Here is a 21,458-nt window from a genome sequence, read left to right as displayed (position 1 = left end):
TATTAACTCCCCTCTTTATTGTTATTAACTCAGCGCGGGATGCGTATTTGCAAACCATGGCTGATTATTCATACCTAATAAAAACTGTTGTAGATTCGGATATTCTGCAAGCTGAATTCGCTCACGAAATTGGGCCCAACTTAAAAAGCACGCCAAGCGCAATTGCCCGTCACTGTATTGATTCGTTTCTGGCCAATCGCGTTCATTTAATTCTTTCAAAATGGTGTGAATACGATCGTACTGACGCTGCAAGTAAGGGCTATCTTTGGTGGTAATATTATCACGCTCTAATAAAAATAAATTTACCGTGGCATCAAGTGCTGTATTTGCGAGACAAAATAAATCAAAATCGGCAACATTATCGCAAAATGGTTGTTGATGACGTTCGCGCAAATAACGAAGAATCGCCGCTGAGTCAGTTAACTGAACGTCACCGTCGTGAAGAAAAGGAACTCGCTGGGTTGGCGACTGCTGTGCACTTTGCGAATAATCCGTTGGTATAAATTCAAAGGTGTCGTTGTTCTGAGCCAGCACAATACGGCAATGACGCACATACGGTGAGGTATAACTACCAAATAACTTCATAATGCCCCCTAAAAGACGTTAAGCTATGCGTTCAATCTGCTTGAGATTACCAAAATGAAACGTGGAATACAGTATTTACTCAAAGGCCTGACAATTTTGCTGCCGTTAGTGGTTACAATTGCTTTGGTTCATTGGTTCTTAGTGACTATTGAATCTTGGCTACGGCCAATTTGGGAATCCATTCTGGGAACCAAATATTATTTCCCGGGTTTAGCCTTCTTAAGTTTCCTGGTACTCGCCATTATTATTGGCTTTAGCGCGCGCTGGCGATTCATCAACAAGCTGTGGGAGTTACCGGGCAACATCATGCAACGGATGCCGGTGCTGCGAAGCTTATACGGCACCATTACCGATGTGTTCGATTTAATGTCGGGAAAAAGTTTTTCTGATGAATCGGTCGTCTTGGTCACTTTACCCGGGGTGGATGTAAAGTTAATCGGCATTGTGACGAAAAAGCCAGGTCAAAAAGAAGATCGTCTCTCGGCGATGCTTGATGAAAACCATATCGCTGTATTTCTGCCCATGAGCTATAACGTTGGCGGTTATATGATTATTGTGCCGCGTGATAGTGTCGAAGCATTAGATATGTCGCCGGCAGATGCCATGCAACTCACCATTAGTGGCGGGCTCGGTAAAAACCGACAGAATTCTGAAGACAACAATTAGTGGAGTACCCATGTCTTACCTTCCTTGCGTAGAAATCGAACCGAATCAACCAGCAACCCATGCGATTATTTGGTTGCATGGCCTTGGTGCGGATGGTAACGATTTTGCCCCATTAGTGCCGCATTTAACCCTTCCAGTAGCGGTTCGATTTGTGTTCCCGCATGCACCACAAATACCGGTCACCATTAACGGCGGCATGCGTATGCCAGCTTGGTACGATATTTTGAGCATGTCGTTGGGCCGTGAAGTTGATGAACAGCAATTACGTGATTCTGCGGCAGCTGTACATCAGTTAATTGAACGCGAAATTGAACGCGGTATTCCGGCAGAGAACATTTTATTAGCAGGGTTTTCGCAAGGGGGTGCGGTTGCTTATGAAGCGGCTTTGACTTATCCGAAACGGTTATGCGGGCTGTTAGCATTGTCGACTTATTTAGCAACACACCAGAGCATCACGCCACATGCGGCGAATAACGATTTGCCGATTTTAGTACAGCATGGTTCGCAAGACCCTGTCGTTCCTGAAGCCTTAGGGCAACATGCCTTTCAATGGTTGAAAGAACATGGTTATCATGCCGAGTATCAGAGCTTTGCCATGCAACATCAGGTATGTGGTGAACAGGTACAAGCCATCAACAACTGGCTACAGAAAGTTCTCGCTTAATCAGCGAGAATCTGCAATTTTTCTGCCCATTGTGAAACCCACGTTAGCGCCGTGTCACGATTCGCGGTGCGAATGTTGACGTGACCAACCTTACGACCTGGGCGTGCTTCTTTGTTATACCAATGACAATCGGTATCCGCATGGTGCCACAAGCCGGCGGGTATTTGATCAGCTCCAATCACGTTGATCATCAACGTTGGTTCTAAGCGCAGTAGTGGCAATGGCATGCCTGTTAATGCTCGGATATGTAAATCAAACTGGCTACTATTGGCGCCAGTCATCGTCCAGTGACCTGAGTTGTGAACGCGTGGCGCAATTTCATTAACCAGTAGCTGAGCACCGTCGCCTTCACCGACCACGAAGAACTCGATTGCTAAAACACCGACATAGTGCAACGCATCAGTAAGTTTACGGAAACAGTCTTCCGCTAGACTTTGCAAGCGTTCGTCAACGATATCAATCGCACCCAGGCTGTAACTTAAAATGCCACGATCATGCACGTTCGTAATCAATGGATAACAACAAATGCTACCGTCTTTACTGCGTGCGCCAACCAATGAGACTTCGCGCTGAAACGGAATCATATGTTCAGCGATGCCTGGCGCTTGCCCCGCCTGCTGCGCCAACGCAGTTGGGTCATCAGCCATACGAAAACGCCACTGGCCTTTACCATCGTAACCACCGCGCGCAGCTTTCAGCACTAAGGGTTGTTCGGCCTGACTCAAAATCTTCTCAAGTTCATCTGCGGTGTTATAAGTTTGCCACGGTGAAGTTGGCACGCGGCAATCGTCGAATAGCTTCTTTTCGGCACGGCGATCCGTCAGACTTTTAATGCGTGCCGGGTCCATCAAAAACTTATCATGAGCTGCCGCCAGAATATCTGCGGGAATATCTTCGTGTTCCCAGCTTACGACGTCGGCCCATTCAATGGCGTCGGCAAGTGACAACTGCAAATCAATTTGCGCCGAGAGTGGTTTAACGGTGTTGCTACGGGTACTAAAGAGTAGACACTCGTGACCGTGGCTAATTGCACTGGCACCGAGCATTTGTCCTAATTGGCCATCACCGATAAACAAAATTTTCATGATTCAGGTAGCTCCAATTTCGGGCCATTCATCACTTTTTCACGCTGCTGTTCGCGAAACGCATGCACACGCTGACGCACGTTTGCGTCAAACGAACCAATAATTTGCGCCGCTAACAAGCCAGCATTCGCAGCGCCAGCTGGGCCAACTGCCAACGTACCTACAGCCACGCCTTTTGGCATTTGCACAATCGACAATAGGCTATCTAAGCCTTTCAACTGTTTACTTGGAACCGGCACGCCGAGCACTGGAATAGCTGTAAATGCGGCCAGCATTCCTGGTAAGTGAGCCGCGCCGCCAGCACCAGCAATTACCACAGGAACGCCGTCTTGCTCGGCTTGTTCCATGGTGGTTTTTAGTAAATCCGGGGTGCGATGTGCAGACACAACTTCAGCGCGCCATTCCACGCCGAGGTCTTTCAGCATTTGTGCTGCATGTTGCATGACGGGCCAATCAGACTGCGAACCCATTAAGATCAAGACAGGTGCCATGTGGTGCTCCGTTTTTCAAAGGAGCGAATTGTAGCTAGACCAAGCGATTGGTGCAAATTTATTGCGCAATTCTCAAGCGATTTCGCCCCTGACTCTTGGCTTTATCCATAGCAGCATCGGCTTGTTCCAGCCATTGCCCCCAGTCTTGTCCTTTACGCCATTCCGCCACACCAGCACTTGCCGTCACGGTGGTCATCATGCTTTTTACTGAGAATGGTTCGTGCCGTAGGCTGTCTAGCATTTCACCCGTTATTTCAGCGGCTTGCTTTAAAGGGGTATTCGGGAAAATAACTAAAAATTCAGCGCCACCGTGCCGTATCATCACATCACTTTTGCGGCAAAACCGAGCCAACCGAGCGGCCGTTTCTTTCAATACGGCATCGCCAAACATATAGCCAAATTTGTCATTCACGTTTTTGAACGAATCGAGATCAAGCAGCATGGCGCTAACGGGTTGTTGATTGCGCTTTGCACGCTCTAACTCGGTTTGCATCATTTCAGCCACATAATCACGGCGATAAAATCCGGTTAATGGGTCCGTCGCATACAGTTTCGATAAGTTGCGCTGCATGTAGCTCATCATGACTAAAAAGACGGCGCCGACGCCAATCAAAACGAGCATAGAAAGCGCAATTCGCCATGCGTATTCAAACGGTAAAAATTGGTACATCACCGCCGCAAATAACGCGTAAATAAGCATAATCACGAGCACAAAGATGGTGCGATCAAACATGAAAAATACCATGGCAAGTACTGGATACATCCAATACACACCCATCATGCCCGATGATTTCATTGATACGCTAACTAACGTACCGAGTGCGCAGATAAAGAGGAAGTTAATCCACTGCGGGGCTAATTCATTGCGGTAAATCACCCCCGTGAGAATAAATGCTAAAGCCACGCTTACTAAAGCACCAGACTCCAACCAGCGCGATTCCGTTGCCAATACCCCCGCGAGGACAGCAATCACAATGCCAACACCAAAATAGATGGTACGCATTGCTACCAAGCGAAATTGTTGCCATAAGTTCAATGATAATGAGGGAGCTGCTGCCGTCGAGTTCATGAATATCCGTTCTCAATTAAGCCGTTGGGGTGTAACTTTCTGCTTTACACACTTGATTGCGACCTTTGCGCTTCGCTTCAAGTAAAGCAGTATCTGCCGTATTTATCCATTCTGCCCAAGTTTGTTCCGCGCGTAACTGCGCAACCCCTATACTGACCGTGAGGTGTGCTTGCGCATCTTTTCCATCAAACGGGTTGTTGGCAACATTTAAGCGCAACTTTTCCGCAACTTTTACAGCTTCTTCAAGTTCAGTTTCGGGCATAACCACCAAAAACTCCTCACCACCGACGCGAAATAACTGATCGTTAATGCGTAACGTTTTCTTCAACCGCGCCGCTAACTGCTTCAACATTTGGTCACCAAAGAGATGGCCATGTTTGTCGTTGAGAAGTTTAAAATGATCTAAGTCCAGCATGATTAAACTTGCTGGTCGATGATATCGGCGGAAGTTATGAATTAACTGACTCAAGACGTTATTGACGCGATGGCGATTCTGTAACCCAGTAAGCGTGTCGGTAACCACCAATTGGTGTAGAAGTTTCTGCATACGCCCAAGCATCACCACAAACACACCACCGAGAACCAGAATAACGAGCAGCGAGGCCGCAATACGCCAGGCGTCGCCGCTCGGCATGTAAAGTACAGCCGCCATACTCATCACTATGGTTACAGCAGATGCTAAGGCAATGGCATAACCATCACGAAACATAAAAAAGCTAGCGACTAACAATGGGTAGGCCCAGTACACACCTAATGTGCCATTATTTCGAATCGAAACAACACAGATAGCGGTAAGTAACGCCATGAAAATTACGCGCCAAAAATCGGGAATGCGCTGGCGACGATAAGAATAAGCAATAACACCGAGAACTGCGGCGGCAGCAAACATGATTACCGCTTGTAGATAATGTGCTAGCCAGAGCTGCGCGCCGGCTAATAATAATTGCGTAATAGCACCTGCCCACACGATGTTGCGGGTGACTTTGTTACGAAAGCTCTGCAGTAGAGCATCGGCGGATTGATTCGGCATGGCCAGCGTCCTTCTGACTTTCCCTGTTACGTTGCCTGTGTGGTCAAAGTATCGCCAAGCATTAGGAATAGCAATCACTTTGCGGCATAATTCATTTAATTTGATTCAACGGAGTTTTCACCATGCTGATGAAAGCAGACCAAAGCGTACTTGTTATTGTTGATGCACAAGAAAAACTGGCACCGGTTATCCACCAACGCGACCAACTGATTGCGCGTATGCGGTGGCTTGGTGAAATAGCGAACGAATTAGATGTTCCTGTGCTGGTAACGGAACAATATCCGAAGGGACTCGGCATTAGTGTTGATGACCTCTCTGGTGTGATTGAGAATGCGCAAGTTATTGAGAAATTGCATTTCAGCGCCGTGCAAGAGCCTAATTTTGTAAATGCGATTAACGAAATTAATCGCTCACAAGTCATATTGATGGGTATGGAAACGCACGTCTGCATTTTGCAAACTGCGCTCGATTTAATTGCCGATGACTACCAGGTATTCGTGGTGGAAGATGCTGTTGGTTCGCGCCGAGATAGCGACAAACAAACGGCATTAAAACGTATGCGCCAAGAAGGCGTGGTGATTATTTCATCAGAAATGGCGGCCTACGAATGGTTATATCGTTCAGGAACTGACCAGTTCCGGCACATCACCAAGAACTGGATACGCGGCTAAACCCCTTATAAGCGTTAATAAATCTTTAATTGACAGGGGGTAGGATCAGCGTATACTGACCGTCGCTAGAAAAATTCGGCTGTCTAATTGTGGCCTGTTACGAAGTCAATTGCTGTACCTCGTTTTGTAAGTCCCCAAGTAATACACGTAATTTTTATTAGCAATACCCTAGATTTTCACATGCAATACGAGGAATCACAGCATGTCTACAGTAACTGGTAAAGTAAAATTCTTTAACGAAGCTAAAGGTTTCGGTTTCATCGAGCAAGAGCAAGGCGCAGACGTATTCGTACATTTCTCTGCTATCCAATCAGACGGTTTCAAAACCTTAGCTGAAGGCCAAACTGTTCAATTCACTATCGAACAAGGTCCTAAAGGCCCACAGGCTTCTAACGTAGTTCCTATGTAATTACGTTTCTTCTAGCGAAGAATTCCAAAAAGCCGCTCAATCGAGCGGCTTTTTTTGTGCCTGTTCTTGATAGCTGTACCAACCGGTTTTAAACCGACCTTTGGTTGCTGACATGCGTGCTTCACGTAAACCTTTGTCAAGAATACGACGCGCTTGTTGTGTCTCACCTTGGGCGACATAGACGCGTGCTTGTCCCCAGTAAGCTTCATGCACATAAGGTGCCTGTTTTGCCGCCTTCCGGTACATCATCATCGCAGTTTCTAACTGATTTTGCTCAAATGCTGCGTCGCCTAACGCAATCCAGACGTATGGATTCGCCTCTGGTATCGATTGGATGCGCTGTTCAAGCTCAGCCACTAAATCAGTTCGCTGCTGACGCTTTGCAAGCGCTTGGTAATTGTGCAACACGTTAAGATTGTCAGCATCCAAACTTAATGCATAGCTAAATAGTTGTTCGGCACTCCGGCTATCCTGTTTACGGCCATGCAACAGCCCCAAGATATTGATGACTTCACTATCTTTAGGCGTGTATTTTAACGCTTCACTAGCGTAAGCGTAGGCATCATCAATACGACCATCAACCATCAATTCAGCGGCACGATTACGATAATACAGCGCGAGAAACTGGGTGTCGGTAATCATCTCCGCATTTTGTGATGCTGAAGACGGAAAATAATCCACCACTACCCAAGCGCGCTTCAACAGAGTATTGTTTTCGTTATCTTGGCTAGCTTCATACGGCTTGTACAAGCGCGCACGGACATGATCAGAAACCAACACCACATTATTATTGCGATCAAACACTGGGGCATTAGTGACGCGCTGGAATTTTATTTCCACTGCAACTAAATCAGCCAAACTCTTCGTCAATATCGCCAAGGCCATACAGTTACCGGCGCTTAGTGCAAAGGCTTCGCTAGCGGTATAGGTTTGCTCTTTATAATTAAACCCAAAGGTTAAATCATGCAGATATGCACTAATGCGTTCATGTTCTGGTAAATCGCTCAGGCGCCCGTTGTAATCAAGCAAGAAGTCATGCTGTTGCGAAGCCGTTAGAGCAAATAATTGCTGGGCCGAAACAACAGATTGTTGTGGCGCAAATAACGCGCTATTCAAACTCGGCATTTGCGCGTTTTGATGGTGTTCTATCAATGAATTCATTGCTGCTTGGCTGCTACAACCGGCCAGCACTGACAGTGATAAAACGGTGAGTAGTGTTTTTGCTAGCTTCATGATTACCTCCGCTAGCAACTGGATATCGTCAAGAGTGAGTCGCCATAACCTGCTCGACTGATGCTGCCCTCTTTTTTTACTGTTTTTCCTGCTGCTTCTCTTGCTGACGACGTTCAGCTGCTTCCTGTTCTGCTTGAAGGAAGTCCATATCGTCTAAATCTACATCCGGTATTTCTTCACATACATTACCGCCAAGCTTGTTAACCGCGCAACATAAATCGCTCACTTTTTGGTCAAGCAAGTGTACGTGATCTAACATCCGACCGATCGCAGTTGCGACAGGATCGGGGTTGTCTGCGGAAATGGCATATGCATCAAAACCGTACTGTTTCGCAATTTCTTGCCGACGCTTCGTTACTTCTGAGGTTTCTGATGTGGCAGCACTGCGCGCAACACGGGCCGGTATGCCGACCACGGTTACTTCGGCGGGAACATCCTTCACCACCACGGCATTAGAGCCAATGCGTGCGTTTTCACCAATCACTAACGGGCCAAGTACTTTAGCGCCGGCACCAATGACGACGCCGTTGCCAAGCGTCGGATGGCGTTTGCCCTGATTCCAACTGGTACCGCCGAGTGTAACGCCATGATAGATGGTGACATCATCACCAATTTCAGCGGTTTCACCAATCACCACACCCATCCCGTGGTCGATGAAGAAACGGCGTCCGATTTTCGCACCTGGATGAATTTCGACACCGGTGAGCCAACGCGAAATCGTCGATACAAAACGCGCCAGCCAATACCAACGCCACGTCCACAGCTTATGACTCAAGCGGTGCCACCAAATGGCATGCAGCCCTGGATAGGTGGTGAGCACTTCAAAAGCATTTCGCGCCGCAGGATCGCGGGCAAAAACACTTTGGATATCTTCTCGAACGCGTTTGAACATGAAATGTACTGCCTAATCGGTGTCATTAAGAGCGGTATTATACCAAGATTTAATCATCGTTGCGTCAGTTCACTCAGTTTAAGCGGTTAAATGCTCACCGGTTCGTTGCCGATACAGCAATTACTCGCTACTGTGTTGACTATAGCAAAAATAAAACGAGGTAAATCACATGCGGAAATTATTAGCAGTATCTGTGGCGTTAGGCTTGGCTTCAACAGCTCATGCCGACACGCTTATTTATGCGGGTACCTTAATTGATGGTACTCAAGCGAATCCTAAAGCTGAGATGACTGTCGTAATTGATGCAGGCACCATTAAAGCGATCGAAAAAGGTTTTAAACAACCACAGCAAGGCGACGTGGTGATCGACCGTCGAGACGGCACGGTGATGCCTGGTTTCATTGATATGCACACGCATTTAACCTCACAGCTCGGCCCTGGTAGCTATATGAATAAATTTACCAAAGGTGCGCCGGATGTGACTTTAGATGCCGTTAATTATGCTCGGAAAACTTTGATGGCTGGGTTCACGACAGTTCGTGATTTAGGTGATTCATACAATGCGAGTATCGCGCTGCGTAACGCTGTGAATGCCGGTAAAGTGATTGGCCCACGTATTTATACTGCAGGTAAATCGCTCGCAACCACCGGTGGTCACGCTGACCCAACCAATGGCGCACATGCTGGTTTATACGAAACGCCAACACCAGCGGATGGTGTTCTTAACGGCCCATACGAAGCTCGTCAAGCCGTTCGCGCTCGTTATCAAGACGGCTCAGATTTGATCAAGCTAACCGTGACTGGTGGTGTTCTAAGCGTTGCCAAAAGTGGTCATAACCCGCAGTTCATGATGGATGAGCTAAAGGCCGTTGTTGATACTGCAAAAGATTATGAAATGAAGGTCACAGTACACGCGCATGGTAAAGAAGGCATGCTTCGCGCTATTGAAGCCGGTGTTGATTCCATTGAGCACGGCACTTATATGGACGAAGAAGTCATGCGTGCCATGAAGAAAAAGGGCGTGTATTACGTGCCAACAATTACGGCCGGACGCTCGGTTGCTGATCGTGCCAAAATTGATGGCTTCTTCCCAGAGTTAGTGCGTCCAAAAGCTGCGGCAATTGGTCCAAAGATTCAAAGTACGTTCGCTGAAGCCTACAAAGCTGGTGTTAAAATCGCCTTTGGTACTGATGCCGGTGTCTACGATCATGGCGAAAACTATCGCGAGTTTATTTACATGGTCGAAGCCGGTATGCCGCCATTAGTTGCTATTCGCAGTGCAACCGCAGAAGCTTCCAAACTTCTTGGCGTGACGGATATAGGTACGATTGAAGTGGGTAAACGTGCCGATGTGGTTGCCGTACAGGGAAATCCGTTGAACGATATCTCCCTGCTTAGCAATATCAATTTGGTAGTGAAAGACGGTACTGTTTACAAACAATAACCTAAGCGAAATCTTTCAAGAGCTGGCGGACGTCTTGTAAAATGACGTTCTCCAGCTCTTTTTCGTAGCCCTCTCGCTCATTGTCCATTTTGCGAATTTCAGCTTTTGGATACTGCTTGCGCGCCTCATGAGTCGGCATGTGCTTTATCCGTTCATACATATCGTGTAACGACGGATACTTTTTAGCATAACCGGCTTGCGTAGACTCGACGCGTAAATCAAGCAATACCACCAAGCGCAACGCGCCCTCGGACAAAGGGCATTGTCCCTGCTCCATCGCCTTTGCAATTGTGACAATACTTTCGTGTAGGTTTTCATTTCGCTTTGCCAAAGCTTGGTCGCGACGCTGGTTTTGCGCCTTTAGTTGCGCCAGCAAACGCCCAGCATAAAAAGCTAGGCCAACAATAATGACACTGCCTAAAGCAATGGCAAACCACACCCACACTGGAAAGTTAGCTTCTGTCATCGTCATCCTCAAAGTCGTCATCGAAGTCTAAGTCGTCGAAATCGTCATCTTCGCCGTCATCCAGCTCAATACCGAGTTGTTCGGCAAGCTGTGCGAATCTCTCAGTACGCTCTTCCATGTACTTTGTATCACTGGCATTTAGTGTTTCGCCGTCTTCTGCACGTTCTAGTAGTGCTTGGAGACGCTCGTCGTTCTCAATAGCGGCTAGTTCAGCCAGCGCGGCTTTACGATCAAAGCTAGGCTGCTGCACAAAATGTGTTGCTTGATTTGGGTCGACGAGAGTAATTGGCTTCTTACTACCATGACGCGGGTCTTGTGGTTGCTGTTTACCACCTGCGCCCTGACCTTTCGTCTGATTTGACGGCAGATTAAAACGACTACCTGGCTTACGCCCTTTGGTTTTGTGCGTCGGTTTCTGCGGTGCTGATTTTACCTTCGGTTGCTCCCAATCCTTTTGAACTTTTTTGGCTGGAGCGAGCGGGCCGGTTTTGCGGGTTTTCTTGACGCGTGTCATGTGTGTTTCCAGAACAGTTAAATTGAATACGTTGGCTTAAGCTTATTATGCTTGCAAACGTCTCGTATAGTTTAACTGATCTAGCAGGCAATAAAAAAGGCGATGTTGCCATCGCCTGATTTATTCTCATTCTTTCACACAGCGCACGTGCGATTTCGAGAACGGTTGTCATTATCTTCCATGTTTTTAATTATAACGTCCGTGAGTCTTTTATTATTATTGTTATTATCTATGCGCATTAACCGAGCTCTATTATTTTTATTCTGCTTGGTTAAAAGTCGGCCTCCTGGCCGTGTTGTTATTCCCTGGATTTTAAATCTGATTACTGGCGAAGCCTTATAATATGTGGCTTCCAGAAAATCCAATGGCATTCAGAGTACTGATTCGTGCCGAATTATCAATGATTATTATGTTCTAAAAACAAAAATCTTTATAACTTTTTAGACAAACCCACTATTTTCAAAGGATTTTCTTACATTTTTTTGCAACAAAAAAACAAAAAAGGCAGCTTTCGCTGCCTTTCTAATCGCTTGATTAATACAAGCCTTGAATATATTGAGATAAAATTTCGATATCTTTATCGGTTAGCTTGCTCGCTACATCACGCATCATATTGTTCATGTCGTTAGCGCGCTCGCCACTACGGAATAATTCAAGCTGTTGCTTGGTATATGCAGCGTGTTGACCTGAAATATTTGGGAAGTTAGCTAACGCCATGCCGTCGCCGCGCGGACCGTGACATGCTGCACAAGCGGCGATACCGCGAGACTCATCGCCTGCTGCAAACAATTTCTTACCTGCAGCAATCACGTCTTCTGGTGCTGCACCACCTTCCATTTCTTGTGACGCAAAATATGCCGCTAAGTCAGCCATATCTTGTTCACTGAGCATCATCACTTGGCCCTGCATGATCGCGTTAGCACGACCTTGCTCACCGCCAGTATCTGCAGCGAGTTTATAATCTTTCAGCTGCTTCAACAGGTAGCTTTCGTGCTGACCAGCAATTTTCGGATACATATCAGATGCCGCATTACCATCCGGCCCGTGACACGCAGCACATACTGCGGATTTCTGTTGTCCTGCTTCCGCATCGCCAGTTGCTGCCATGGCAATACCAGTTAAGCCAAGGTACAGGCCTACGAACATTGCGATTTTTTTCATGATCGATATCTCTGCTCTGGGTAGTTGTAACAGACGCTATTTTACACAAAAGTTGTAAGGATTAAACGTCTAATCATGCTACTATGTGGTTTCAAATGAGGTCGCCTAATACGTTTATGAATACCACGTTAAACTTTCAGCCCACAAAATTTATCACGAGTGCCGCAAATATTCGACAATTGCCTGAAGATTCAGGGGTCGAAATCGCTTTTGCGGGGCGTTCGAATGCCGGGAAATCCAGTGCATTAAACACCATCACCCGCCAAAAAGCTCTCGCGCGCACCAGTAAAACACCGGGGCGAACGCAGCTTATTAACGTTTTTGAGGTGCAACCGAATAAACGTTTAATCGATTTGCCAGGCTATGGCTACGCCAAAGTTCCACTTGAGGTGAAAGAAAAGTGGAACCTCGCTCTGAGTGAATATTTACAAAAACGTCAGTCACTGCGCGGTCTCGTATTATTGATGGATATCCGCCATCCGTACCGTGATACCGATCAGGATTTACTGCATTGGGCAACCGATTGCGGTATTCCGGTGTTGGTATTGCTGACAAAAGCCGACAAGTTAAAGCCAAGCCAACGTAAAAGCACGTTACTGCAAGCACGCGAAGCAGCGCTGGTGTTTGGTGACGGTGTGCAAGTAGAGATGTTTTCCTCGCACAACAAAATCGGCCTTCCGCAAGTTGAAGTCATTCTCTCTAACTGGCTCAACACGCCAGCAGACGCAACGGTTAACACCGATGCAGCAGAATGAAACGCCACCATTAAAAGCTTGGTTATTACTATTGCTGCTCGCTATGATTTGGGGCAGCTCGTTTATTTTGATCAAAAAAGGTCTGATTGCATTTCGGCCTGATCAACTCGCGGCTATTCGCATTGCCTCAGCGGGCTTTGTGCTGTTACCGTTTTTAATGCAACGCTTTAAAACCGTTCAACGTCACCACTGGCCTAAGCTCATTTCCGTGGGTTTAGTGGGTAGTTTTATCCCGGCTTTTTTATTTGCTTTTGCTCAAACAGAGCTACCGAGCGGTGTGACTGGTGTGCTTAACACCTTTACTCCGTTGGCCACGTTGTTGATAGGCGTACTCGTTTTTCATCAAATCGTCGTGGTACAGCAATGGATTGGGGTTTTGATAGGCTTGGCAGGCACAGTTATTTTAATCACCGCTAATGCGAGTGGTGAATTTCAATTCAATACTTACGCTTTGCTAATTGTTGTGGCAACGATTTGCTACGGCATAAATCTTAACCTGATTAAGCATCATATACCTGATTTAGGCGCGCTCACGATTACTGGGGTTAGTCTGTTTCTCGTGGCTCCTCCGGCATTAGTTTATTTGCTATTCGCTACACCGTTTATTGAGCAACTCGGAACCCAGCCCGACGCATACTTCTCGCTCTCGGCCATTTTAATCCTCGGTGTTGTCGGCACGGCAATGGCATTGGTAATTTTTAATACCGTCGTAAAAGTGACAGATACCACATTCACAAGCTCTGTTACTTATCTCATTCCGATTGTTGCATTAATACTCGGGGTCATTGATGGTGAGCCGTTCTTGGTTGAGCACGCTGTTGGCATGGCGGCTATTTTAGCGGGTGTATTTATTGCGAATCGCCGCGCTCGAAAACCTCGCGTTGCACCGACCGCATAAACGTTTGGGCTATAGAAAGAAAAAGCCCGGCATGAAGCCGGGCAAAAGTTCTTACAATCCAGGGAGAGAACATCTCAGAAAGGTAATGACAAACGAACTCGATTCGTTTAATGCGCCTTTCACTGATTCAGACTGGCTGTTCAAAAAATAGTTCAAAAAAATTTTCATTTTTCTGAAATTATTTTTAGTGCGCCTCGTCCCAGTTGTTCCCAACACCTGCTTCGGCAATTAACGGCACTTTAAGTTCCGCGGCTTGCTCCATGATCTCGGCAAGCTTTTGCTGATATTCAGTTACTTTGTCATCTCGTACTTCAAAAACCAATTCATCGTGCACTTGCATGATCATATGCACATCTTCTTTAGGTACCTGTGTATTAATGTAGTCCGCCACAGCAATCATGGCGCGCTTAATAATATCAGCTGCTGTTCCTTGCATAGGTGCGTTGATTGCCGCTCGCTCAGCCGCCTTACGACGCATCCCGTTCTGCGACTTAATCTCTGGAAGTTGCAAACGGCGCCCATAAATTGTTTCAACGTAACCGTCACGCTTCGCTTGCGCTCGGGTGTCTTCCATGTACTTCAATACGCCCGGGAATCGGTCAAAATATTTATCCATATAATCTTGTGCTTCTTGGCGAGGAATATCGAGCTGACGCGCAAGCCCAAACGCAGACATACCGTAAATCAGACCAAAGTTAACCGCTTTGGCACGGCGGCGTTGTTCACTCGTGACCTGCTCTAATGCCACACCAAACACCTCTGAGGCTGTCGCTTTGTGAATGTCTCTACCTTTTGAGAACGCTTCAACCAGCGCTGGGTCTTGCGACAGATGTGCCATAATGCGCAACTCAATTTGGCTATAGTCAATCGCCATAATCTTATAACCGGCCGGCGCAGTAAAAGCCTGGCGAACACGGCGCCCCGCTTCAGTACGAATCGGAATGTTCTGGAGGTTCGGATCGCTCGATGACAACCGCCCGGTCGCTGTGACTGCTTGGTGATATGAGGTATGGATGCGATGCGTGCGCGGATTGACCATTTTCGGTAACTTGTCCGTGTACGTTGACTTCAGTTTACTCAATCCGCGATGACGCATAATGACATCCGGTAGCGGATAATCGAGTGCTAATTCTTGTAACACCTCTTCGGCCGTTGAAGGTGCACCCTTTGGCGTTTTTTTCAGCACTGGTAATTGCAGTTTGTCGAACAAAATCGTCTGTAATTGCTTGGTTGAACTCAGATTAAATTCCTCACCAGCAATGTCGTAAGCTTTTTTCTCGAGCTGCTGCAGCTCCATTGCGATTTCATGACTCTGTTTTGCCAGTAACGGGGCGTCAATTTGCACCCCACGCTGCTCCATATCTACCAGCACCGGTAATAAGGGCAGCTCAATGGTTTGCAGAACATTCAATAACGACTTCGCTTGGCTTACTTCGTGCCAAAGCTTGTGATGCAGCTGTAAAGTGACATCAGCATCTTCTGCCGCATAAGGGGCGGCTTGATCTAAGCCGATTTGATTAAAGGTTAATTGCTTCGCGCCTTTGCCAGCAATGTCTTCAAACGAAATCGCTTTGTGACCTAAATACTGCAAACTCAAACTGTCCATATCGTGACGCGAGCCAACACTATTAAATACATACGACGCCAGCATGGTGTCGTTATGAATGGCGCCCACACGAATGTTGTAACGGCGCAGTATATGGCTATCGTATTTTAAGTTTTGACCAATTAACTTCGGCTGCTTTGATTCAAGTAGCGGTTTCAATTGTTCGAGTACCCAAGCACGATCGAGTTGCTCAGGCGCGCCAGGATAATCGTGAGCGACTGGAATGTAACAAGCTTGACCAGGCTTGATAGCAAACGAGAGACCCACAAGTTCAGCTTCCATGTAATTTAAGCTGGTTGTTTCAGTGTCAAAAGCGAAGTATTCCGCTTGCTCTAGGTCCTTCAACCAGTGCTTAAAACGCGCTTCGGTCGTCACCGTTTCATAGTCGTCATGACTCACCGGTGTATCATTATTAGACGCCGTCGGTTGTTCGTGTCCCAACACTTGGTCCGTGACCGCACCTTCATCCATCACTTCTGCTAGCCAACGGCGGAATTCGCACTGTTTATAAAGCTGAATAAGCTCATCTCGATTCGCTGGCTGAATCGTCAGCTGGTCAGGACTCAATTCCAACGGGACATCGAGTTTAATTGTTGCCAACTCGCGCGATAACAACAGAATATCCGTATTTTCGCGAAGCTTATCAGGCATGGTTTTCGCACCACGAAAATCCAACTTAGCGATTGCCTCTGGGTCCGCCAACATCGCATCGATAGACGCCATGCCTTGTAACATTGCTAACGCTGTCTTCTCGCCTACTTTAGGCAATCCTGGAATATTATCTGAGCTGTCTCCCATCAATGACAGGAGATCAATCATCTGCTCTGGCTTCACACCATACTTGGCCACTACACCGTCATAATCCAATAACGTGTCAGTCATGGTGTTAATTAGCATGACGTGATCATTTACTAACTGCGCCATATCTTTATCGCCGGTGCTAATTAGGGTAAATCGCCCCTCTTTTCCCGCTTGCTCGGCTAAAGTGCCAATCACATCATCGGCCTCAACATCATCTATGCACAGTAGCGGAAGCCCGAGCGCTTTGACGATTTGATGCAACGGTTCAATCTGTTGACGCAAATCGTCAGGCATCGGCGGACGATGAGCTTTGTATTCAGCGTAAATTTCATTGCGAAATGTCGTACCCTTGGCATCAAACACCACCGCCATATGCGACGGCTTATATTTTTTCAAAAGGCTTCTGAGCATGTTGACGACACCGTATATTGCACCCGTCGGCTCACCTGCCGAATTGGTCAAGTGCGGGGGCGCATAAAATGCTCGAAATAAATACGATGAACCGTCTACGAGAATGAACGGGTTTTCGGGTACTGATGGTGTTGCTGTTGCCATGGATGCAATCTCAAAATTTGCGACTAAGAATTGCTGTGTAGCATGCCACAGGTTCACGATCTTCGCCACTTGGCGCCGTTGAGCAAACTGTGAAAAGGCTGTGGATAAGTCTGTTGAAAACGACAAAACCCACCAGCGAAAGATCTTAGATCTCTGGTGACTTGGATTTGATAAACGTCTTGAAATACAAGGGGTTCGCAGTACGTCTGAATCCCTGACAGCGTTTTATTTTTATTTTGGTTCAGTTGTGGAAACTGATTTTTAGCACATACTTGGAAGGTAACGGCGTGCTCTGTCAATTCTCGTTGAATCGAAATAGAAGACTATCACATTAATCGGCGATTGCTAGTGCCAAATGCGATTTTCTTAGAACAATTTTTGCGCGTTATCAAAAAGCCATATGCGTAAAAGGAATCAACATCGTCTTACTTTTTCTATATACTGCTTGTCATAGTTCTTGCAAAAGCAATCTGAACTAGTGTTGAATGAGTACTATCTATATGATGCTTGTTACTGATGAATACTTAACCAAACGTGGCCCCATGGAAATAGAATCGATGAAGTTGACAAAAGATGAGCTGCGCCAACTCGAGGAGTTTGAGCGGCGTCGCATTGCTCTGAACCAGTCGGAGTGGTGGGATCGATTGTCGATGGACCAAAAATTTGGGGTTTATCAGTTACAAAAATTCGGCTTTGATTTAGCCTTTATTCGTAACACCGAAGACGGCCCAACGGCGGTAGTTCGGCGTGGCAGTGAGTTCGCCACGGTCAATCATGAGGGCGACGTCGACCTCAGTCCTGATATTGTTTTGCGCGACTAAACGTCAACCAACGAGCCTTTCACGTATTTCCTGAATAACTTTCTGCGTATCTAGTTCGGCGCCTTCATGCCACATTTGAAATGCCGCGCCTGCTTGTTCAACCAGCATACCTAATCCATCATTTATGACTGAAACGCCGGCTTGCTGTGCTTGCTGCATAAATACGGTTGGTTGTGCGCCGTAAACCATGTCGTAAGCACAGGTAGCATGCGCTAACTCGGTGGGTGCTACGGGAAGTTTCTCACCAGCGAGACTGGCGCTGGTTGCATTAATCACGATCGCTCCGGTTGGAATCGCTAATTCATAAAAGCGACACGCTTGAAGTTTTGAGTTGGCAAACTGTTCAACCAAAATTTGGGCCTTTTCCTCAGTGCGGTTGGCAATGATTAAGCTACTGGGCTCCTGCTCCAGCAAGGGTGCAATGATGCCACGTGCCGCGCCGCCAGCTCCCAAAATAACCACATCGCGGTGAGCAAGAGTCTGCCCTAAATTGCGTTGTAAATCACGAACCAGACCAATTCCATCGGTGTTATCGCCAAGCAATTGGCCGTAGCCTAACGGCACCAAAGTGTTCACAGCACCTGCTTGTTGTGCGCGCGCGGTGACATAAGTGACCAGTTCAAAAGCTTGTTGCTTAAATGGCACGGTGACATTGGCGCCTGCACCACCATGTCGAAAAAACTCTGCAACCGCTCGGCGAAAGCGAGCCTGTGATGTTAAACTGCGCGTGTAATTCAGTTCTACCCCGCTCTGCTGAGCAAAGGCTTGGTGTATTTGGGGTGATAAACTATGCGCAATCGGATTCCCAAAGACAGTATATATCGCCATGTTTAACTTCCTTCGTAAGGGCACAGGCCCAAAATCAATTTATGACCAGCTTGGCGGTGAAACAGCAGTTCGCGCCATGGCAGAGAGATTTTATGATGTCATGGAGAGTGACCCACGCGCAAAAGATTTGTTAGCCATTCACCCACAGCCAATGACCGCAATTCACCAGAAATTTTATGAGTTTTTAAGTGGCTGGTTCGGTGGTCCGCAACTATTCGAAGAAAAGTATGGTCATCCGCGCTTACGTGCTCGTCACATGCCCTTTACCATTGACGTAAAATTGCGCGATCAGTGGTTGCTGTGTATGTACCAAGTGCTTGATGAACAAGTTGACGACGAGTTACTCAAAATGCAACTGCGCCAACGCTTTACGCAATTGGCGCATCATATGATTAATACCGACTAAAGCTCAGTTAACCAGTCACGCGGGCGTAAATAGTCCGTATAAAGTTTTGCTTCGGGGCTGCCTGATTCAGGTTGATAACCATATTCCCAACGCGCTAGCGGCGGCATTGACATGAGTATTGACTCAGTGCGTCCACCCGTTTGCAAACCAAACAGCGTTCCTCTGTCCCAAACGAGGTTGAATTCAACGTAGCGACCGCGACGATACAGCTGAAACTCCCGCTCGCGTTCACCATATGGGGTGTCTTTGCGACGAGCAATAATTGGCAGGTAAGCCTCAAGATAGGCATCACCCACAGCGCGCATAATTGCGAAGCTTTCGTCAAATCCACGCTGGTTTAAATCATCAAAAAATAGGCCACCAACGCCGCGAGTTTCGTCGCGGTGTTTCAGCCAAAAATAATCATCACACCACTTCTTAAACTTAGGATAGAGCTCATCACCAAACGGCTGCAGCGCGTCGTAAGCAACCTGATGCCAGTGTTTGATATCATCATCAAATGGGTAAAACGGGGTGAGATCAAACCCACCCCCAAACCACCAAACCGGCTCAGCACCCTCTTTTTCAGCAATAAAAAAACGAACATTGGCGTGACTAGTGGGTACATAGGGATTGCGCGGATGCATCACCAAGCTCACCCCGCACGCATTGAAATTTCGTCCGGCAAGCTCTGGTCGGTGTGCGGTTGCCGATGCCGGCATTTGCTCGCCGAAAACATGTGAATAGCCGACGCCACCCTGCTCTAGCACAGCACCATCGCGCAACACGCGCGAGCGACCACCACCGCCACCTGGGCGCTGCCAAGCTTCCTCTTTAAAGGTACTCTTACCGTCAGCTTGCTCAAGTGCATCACAGATTTTGTCTTGCAAACTTTTCAGGTAGTGATTGACCTGTTCTAACATCGAATCATGCATGCTTAATCCCGAATAACCTTGTTCGTCAATGGGTCGATAATCCGCGAAGGTTTCAGTGCACCGCCGGTTGGCGCATCCATGACCCAAGCGATATTGTCGCCAAAGGTTTCGCGCACCTCTGATGCTGTGGTCAGCGCAGGTTGTCCCGAAATATTCGCACTAGTTGAAACAATAGCACTGCCGAGTGCTTTACAGAGCTGGCGAGCGGGTTCATGGGCAGTAACGCGCACAGCGATTTGATCGTGCGCGCCGCGCAACCATTCCGGCACGTTATCTGCCGCTGGTAATAACAGGGTGACTGGGCCCGGCCAATTAGAAAATACGCTGAACCGTTTATCCTGTGGAATTTTATGATCGGCAACAAAACCCACCAATTGACTATAATCGGCGGCGAGTAAGATCAGTCCTTTCTCTTGCGGACGCTGTTTCGCTTGCAGTAGTTTATTGACCGCAGCGCCGTTGCGCGGGTCGCACCCCAAACCAAAAACGGCTTCGGTGGGGTACGCCAGCAACTCGCCGCTAGCGAACGCTTGCTTCGCCAATAACCATGGGTCTGTTTGTTCAGTCATGTCGGTGGTCTCTTCCAATACTTCAAAATGCCGGATTATTCGTGAAAGTTGGGCTATTTTAACGAAGATTTGTAATCACAGGAATCATTTGCGCAAATCAGCCGTTCGCCAGCTGCTGTTTTCTTCTTCAATAGCAGTGGAAATTGACAGGTTGGGCAAGGTTGGGAAACGGGCGGTAAGTTCACCGAGTATTTGCATGTAGGAAAATGGTCACAAGCGTAAAACGAGTTACCAAAACGGCTCGTTTTCTGCACCAGTTTACCGGTTTGGCAAACTGGGCAAAGTGCATCGGTACCAGGGTCAAAATCAGCCGCCGTCATATAATCGCAGTCGGGATAACCACTACAACCAACAAACAAGCCATAACGGCCCTTTTTAAGTTGCAGATCGCGCTGACACCGGGGGCAAGGCACGCCCAGCGACTGTGGTTCCAAGAAGTTATCGGTCATTTAATGCAATAAACCCTCGGGTTCCTCAAACAGTAAGCCTTCCATTTGATCATAGGCGTCTTCGTGGCCTGGTACATTAAACAGCACCATCAGCACAACCCATTTCAAATCGTCGAGCGTAAACTGTTGGGTGTCGAGCTCCATCACTCGGTCAATAACCATTTCGCGAGTTGTGAAGTCCAATACCCCAAGGCTCTCTAGGTACATTAAAAAACCACGGCTGGCACAATCCAGTCGCGCAACTTCATCGGCCGTAAAGACCCGTGTACTTTTGCTCTCGGACTTATTGACATACGGTGAGGCATGGCTGTCTTGTAAGTCAGCCAAGCGTTCTAACCAAGCGAGTGCCTTATGAATCTCTTGGCGATGGAAACCAGCGCGGGTGAGTTCGTCAGTTAGCTCGTCGTGGTTAACTACAACCTCCATGTCCGAATGTATATAGTTCTCGAACAAGTACATGAGGATATCAAACATCG

At 47.3% G+C, this 21,458-nt stretch carries 25 protein-coding genes; 9 read left to right on the top strand and 16 right to left on the bottom strand.

Annotated elements, in window-relative coordinates:
- Positions 1-24 precede the first annotated feature (24 nt).
- Positions 25-585, bottom strand: coding sequence for a glutathione S-transferase family protein (locus CWI82_RS00830; RefSeq protein WP_130202345.1), 561 nt, complete (start codon positions 583-585; stop codon positions 25-27).
- 54 nt (positions 586-639) lie between these two features.
- Between CWI82_RS00830 and CWI82_RS00825 the strand changes: the two genes are divergently transcribed.
- Both CWI82_RS00825 and CWI82_RS00820 read left to right on the top strand, forming a co-directional pair.
- Entirely contained in the window at positions 640-1,251 is a 612-nt protein-coding gene (locus CWI82_RS00825; RefSeq protein WP_092857931.1) for a DUF502 domain-containing protein, read from the top strand.
- Positions 1,252-1,261: 10 nt separating this feature from the next.
- Positions 1,262-1,915, top strand: coding sequence for an alpha/beta hydrolase (locus tag CWI82_RS00820; protein ID WP_092857933.1), 654 nt, complete (start codon positions 1,262-1,264; stop codon positions 1,913-1,915).
- Here the strand turns inward: CWI82_RS00820 and CWI82_RS00815 are convergent.
- Genes CWI82_RS00815 through CWI82_RS00800 form a run of 4 tightly spaced genes read right to left on the bottom strand, consistent with a single transcriptional unit; the run spans position 1,912 to position 5,590 of the window.
- Positions 1,912-3,000: a 5-(carboxyamino)imidazole ribonucleotide synthase gene (locus CWI82_RS00815; RefSeq protein ID WP_130202344.1), complete on the bottom strand. Its 1,089-nt coding sequence runs from the start codon at positions 2,998-3,000 to the stop codon at positions 1,912-1,914. The genes CWI82_RS00820 and CWI82_RS00815 overlap by 4 nt on opposite strands.
- Positions 2,997-3,491 carry a 5-(carboxyamino)imidazole ribonucleotide mutase gene (gene purE / locus CWI82_RS00810; protein WP_092857937.1) on the bottom strand — a complete coding sequence of 165 codons (495 nt, stop codon included), beginning with the start codon at positions 3,489-3,491 and terminating at the stop codon, positions 2,997-2,999. The genes CWI82_RS00815 and purE overlap by 4 nt, the downstream gene beginning before the upstream one ends.
- A 58-nt stretch (positions 3,492-3,549) precedes the next feature.
- Positions 3,550-4,560: a GGDEF domain-containing protein gene (locus CWI82_RS00805; protein ID WP_130202343.1), complete on the bottom strand. Its 1,011-nt coding sequence runs from the start codon at positions 4,558-4,560 to the stop codon at positions 3,550-3,552.
- 16 nt (positions 4,561-4,576) lie between these two features.
- Complete coding sequence (locus CWI82_RS00800) at positions 4,577-5,590, bottom strand: GGDEF domain-containing protein (protein WP_092857941.1); 1,014 nt, start codon at positions 5,588-5,590, stop codon at positions 4,577-4,579.
- A 122-nt stretch (positions 5,591-5,712) separates the two neighbouring features.
- On the opposite strand from CWI82_RS00800, the gene CWI82_RS00795 reads away from it, so the two are divergent.
- Complete coding sequence (locus tag CWI82_RS00795; protein ID WP_092857943.1) at positions 5,713-6,261, top strand: hydrolase; 549 nt, start codon at positions 5,713-5,715, stop codon at positions 6,259-6,261.
- Positions 6,262-6,463: 202 nt separating this feature from the next.
- Positions 6,464-6,670, top strand: coding sequence for a cold-shock protein (locus CWI82_RS00790; RefSeq protein WP_055439451.1), 207 nt, complete (start codon positions 6,464-6,466; stop codon positions 6,668-6,670).
- Between the two features lie 36 nt (positions 6,671-6,706).
- Here the strand turns inward: CWI82_RS00790 and CWI82_RS00785 are convergent, their stop codons facing one another.
- Both CWI82_RS00785 and cysE read right to left on the bottom strand, forming a co-directional pair.
- Complete coding sequence (locus tag CWI82_RS00785; protein WP_130202342.1) at positions 6,707-7,903, bottom strand: tetratricopeptide repeat protein; 1,197 nt, start codon at positions 7,901-7,903, stop codon at positions 6,707-6,709.
- Between the two features lie 76 nt (positions 7,904-7,979).
- Positions 7,980-8,795, bottom strand: coding sequence for a serine O-acetyltransferase (gene cysE, locus CWI82_RS00780; protein ID WP_092857947.1), 816 nt, complete (start codon positions 8,793-8,795; stop codon positions 7,980-7,982).
- A gap of 169 nt (positions 8,796-8,964) precedes the next feature.
- Between cysE and CWI82_RS00775 the strand changes: the two genes are divergently transcribed.
- Complete coding sequence (locus tag CWI82_RS00775; protein WP_092857949.1) at positions 8,965-10,239, top strand: metal-dependent hydrolase family protein; 1,275 nt, start codon at positions 8,965-8,967, stop codon at positions 10,237-10,239.
- Position 10,240: 1 nt separating this feature from the next.
- On the opposite strand, the gene CWI82_RS00770 is transcribed toward CWI82_RS00775, so the two are convergent.
- The 3 genes from CWI82_RS00770 to CWI82_RS00760 form a co-directional block, all read right to left on the bottom strand.
- On the bottom strand, positions 10,241-10,705 hold the full coding sequence (locus tag CWI82_RS00770; protein WP_130202341.1) for a DUF2489 domain-containing protein: 465 nt from the start codon (positions 10,703-10,705) through the stop codon (positions 10,241-10,243).
- The gene (yihI, locus tag CWI82_RS00765; protein ID WP_130202340.1) at positions 10,692-11,219 is read right to left on the bottom strand and encodes a Der GTPase-activating protein YihI; all 528 of its coding nucleotides are present in this window, start codon (positions 11,217-11,219) and stop codon (positions 10,692-10,694) included. The genes CWI82_RS00770 and yihI overlap by 14 nt, the downstream gene beginning before the upstream one ends.
- A gap of 534 nt (positions 11,220-11,753) precedes the next feature.
- On the bottom strand, positions 11,754-12,380 hold the full coding sequence (locus CWI82_RS00760; RefSeq protein ID WP_092857955.1) for a c-type cytochrome: 627 nt from the start codon (positions 12,378-12,380) through the stop codon (positions 11,754-11,756).
- Between the two features lie 116 nt (positions 12,381-12,496).
- On the opposite strand from CWI82_RS00760, the gene yihA reads away from it, so the two are divergent.
- Both yihA and CWI82_RS00750 read left to right on the top strand, forming a co-directional pair.
- Positions 12,497-13,135 (top strand): ribosome biogenesis GTP-binding protein YihA/YsxC, encoded by a 639-nt coding sequence (gene yihA / locus CWI82_RS00755; protein WP_092857957.1) that lies wholly within the window; start codon positions 12,497-12,499, stop codon positions 13,133-13,135.
- Positions 13,122-14,033 (top strand): DMT family transporter, encoded by a 912-nt coding sequence (locus CWI82_RS00750; protein WP_130202339.1) that lies wholly within the window; start codon positions 13,122-13,124, stop codon positions 14,031-14,033. The genes yihA and CWI82_RS00750 overlap by 14 nt, the downstream gene beginning before the upstream one ends.
- 184 nt (positions 14,034-14,217) lie before the next feature.
- Here CWI82_RS00750 and polA read toward each other — a convergent pair whose 3' ends face one another.
- Positions 14,218-16,995 carry a DNA polymerase I gene (gene polA, locus CWI82_RS00745; RefSeq protein ID WP_130203173.1) on the bottom strand — a complete coding sequence of 926 codons (2,778 nt, stop codon included), beginning with the start codon at positions 16,993-16,995 and terminating at the stop codon, positions 14,218-14,220.
- A gap of 500 nt (positions 16,996-17,495) precedes the next feature.
- Between polA and CWI82_RS00740 the strand changes: the two genes are divergently transcribed.
- Positions 17,496-17,816, top strand: a complete 321-nt coding sequence (locus CWI82_RS00740; protein ID WP_092857961.1) for a hypothetical protein — start codon at positions 17,496-17,498, stop codon at positions 17,814-17,816.
- Between the two features lie 3 nt (positions 17,817-17,819).
- Here the strand turns inward: CWI82_RS00740 and aroE are convergent, their stop codons facing one another.
- A complete protein-coding gene (aroE, locus tag CWI82_RS00735) occupies positions 17,820-18,644 on the bottom strand; it encodes a shikimate dehydrogenase (protein ID WP_130202338.1) in 825 nt (274 codons plus the stop codon).
- On the opposite strand from aroE, the gene CWI82_RS00730 reads away from it, so the two are divergent.
- Positions 18,643-19,050, top strand: coding sequence for a group II truncated hemoglobin (locus CWI82_RS00730; RefSeq protein ID WP_130202337.1), 408 nt, complete (start codon positions 18,643-18,645; stop codon positions 19,048-19,050). The genes aroE and CWI82_RS00730 overlap by 2 nt on opposite strands.
- Here CWI82_RS00730 and hemF read toward each other — a convergent pair.
- Genes hemF through CWI82_RS00710 form a run of 4 tightly spaced genes read right to left on the bottom strand, consistent with a single transcriptional unit; the run spans position 19,047 to position 21,456 of the window.
- The gene (hemF, locus tag CWI82_RS00725) at positions 19,047-19,964 is read right to left on the bottom strand and encodes an oxygen-dependent coproporphyrinogen oxidase (protein WP_130202336.1); all 918 of its coding nucleotides are present in this window, start codon (positions 19,962-19,964) and stop codon (positions 19,047-19,049) included. The genes CWI82_RS00730 and hemF overlap by 4 nt on opposite strands.
- Positions 19,965-19,966: 2 nt before the next feature.
- Complete coding sequence (locus CWI82_RS00720) at positions 19,967-20,533, bottom strand: L-threonylcarbamoyladenylate synthase (RefSeq protein ID WP_092857969.1); 567 nt, start codon at positions 20,531-20,533, stop codon at positions 19,967-19,969.
- A gap of 53 nt (positions 20,534-20,586) precedes the next feature.
- A complete protein-coding gene (locus tag CWI82_RS00715; RefSeq protein ID WP_130202335.1) occupies positions 20,587-20,982 on the bottom strand; it encodes a DNA topoisomerase family protein in 396 nt (131 codons plus the stop codon).
- Positions 20,983-21,456, bottom strand: coding sequence for a DUF494 family protein (locus CWI82_RS00710; RefSeq protein ID WP_130202334.1), 474 nt, complete (start codon positions 21,454-21,456; stop codon positions 20,983-20,985). It abuts the gene before it with no gap.
- Positions 21,457-21,458: the final 2 nt, after the last annotated feature.

It is taken from the genome of Pseudidiomarina tainanensis (genome assembly GCF_004214835.1).
Classification (GTDB): domain Bacteria; phylum Pseudomonadota; class Gammaproteobacteria; order Enterobacterales; family Alteromonadaceae; genus Pseudidiomarina; species Pseudidiomarina tainanensis.
The sequence above is the reverse complement of the archived record's forward strand: the minus strand, read 5'-3'. Positions and strand labels throughout refer to the sequence as shown.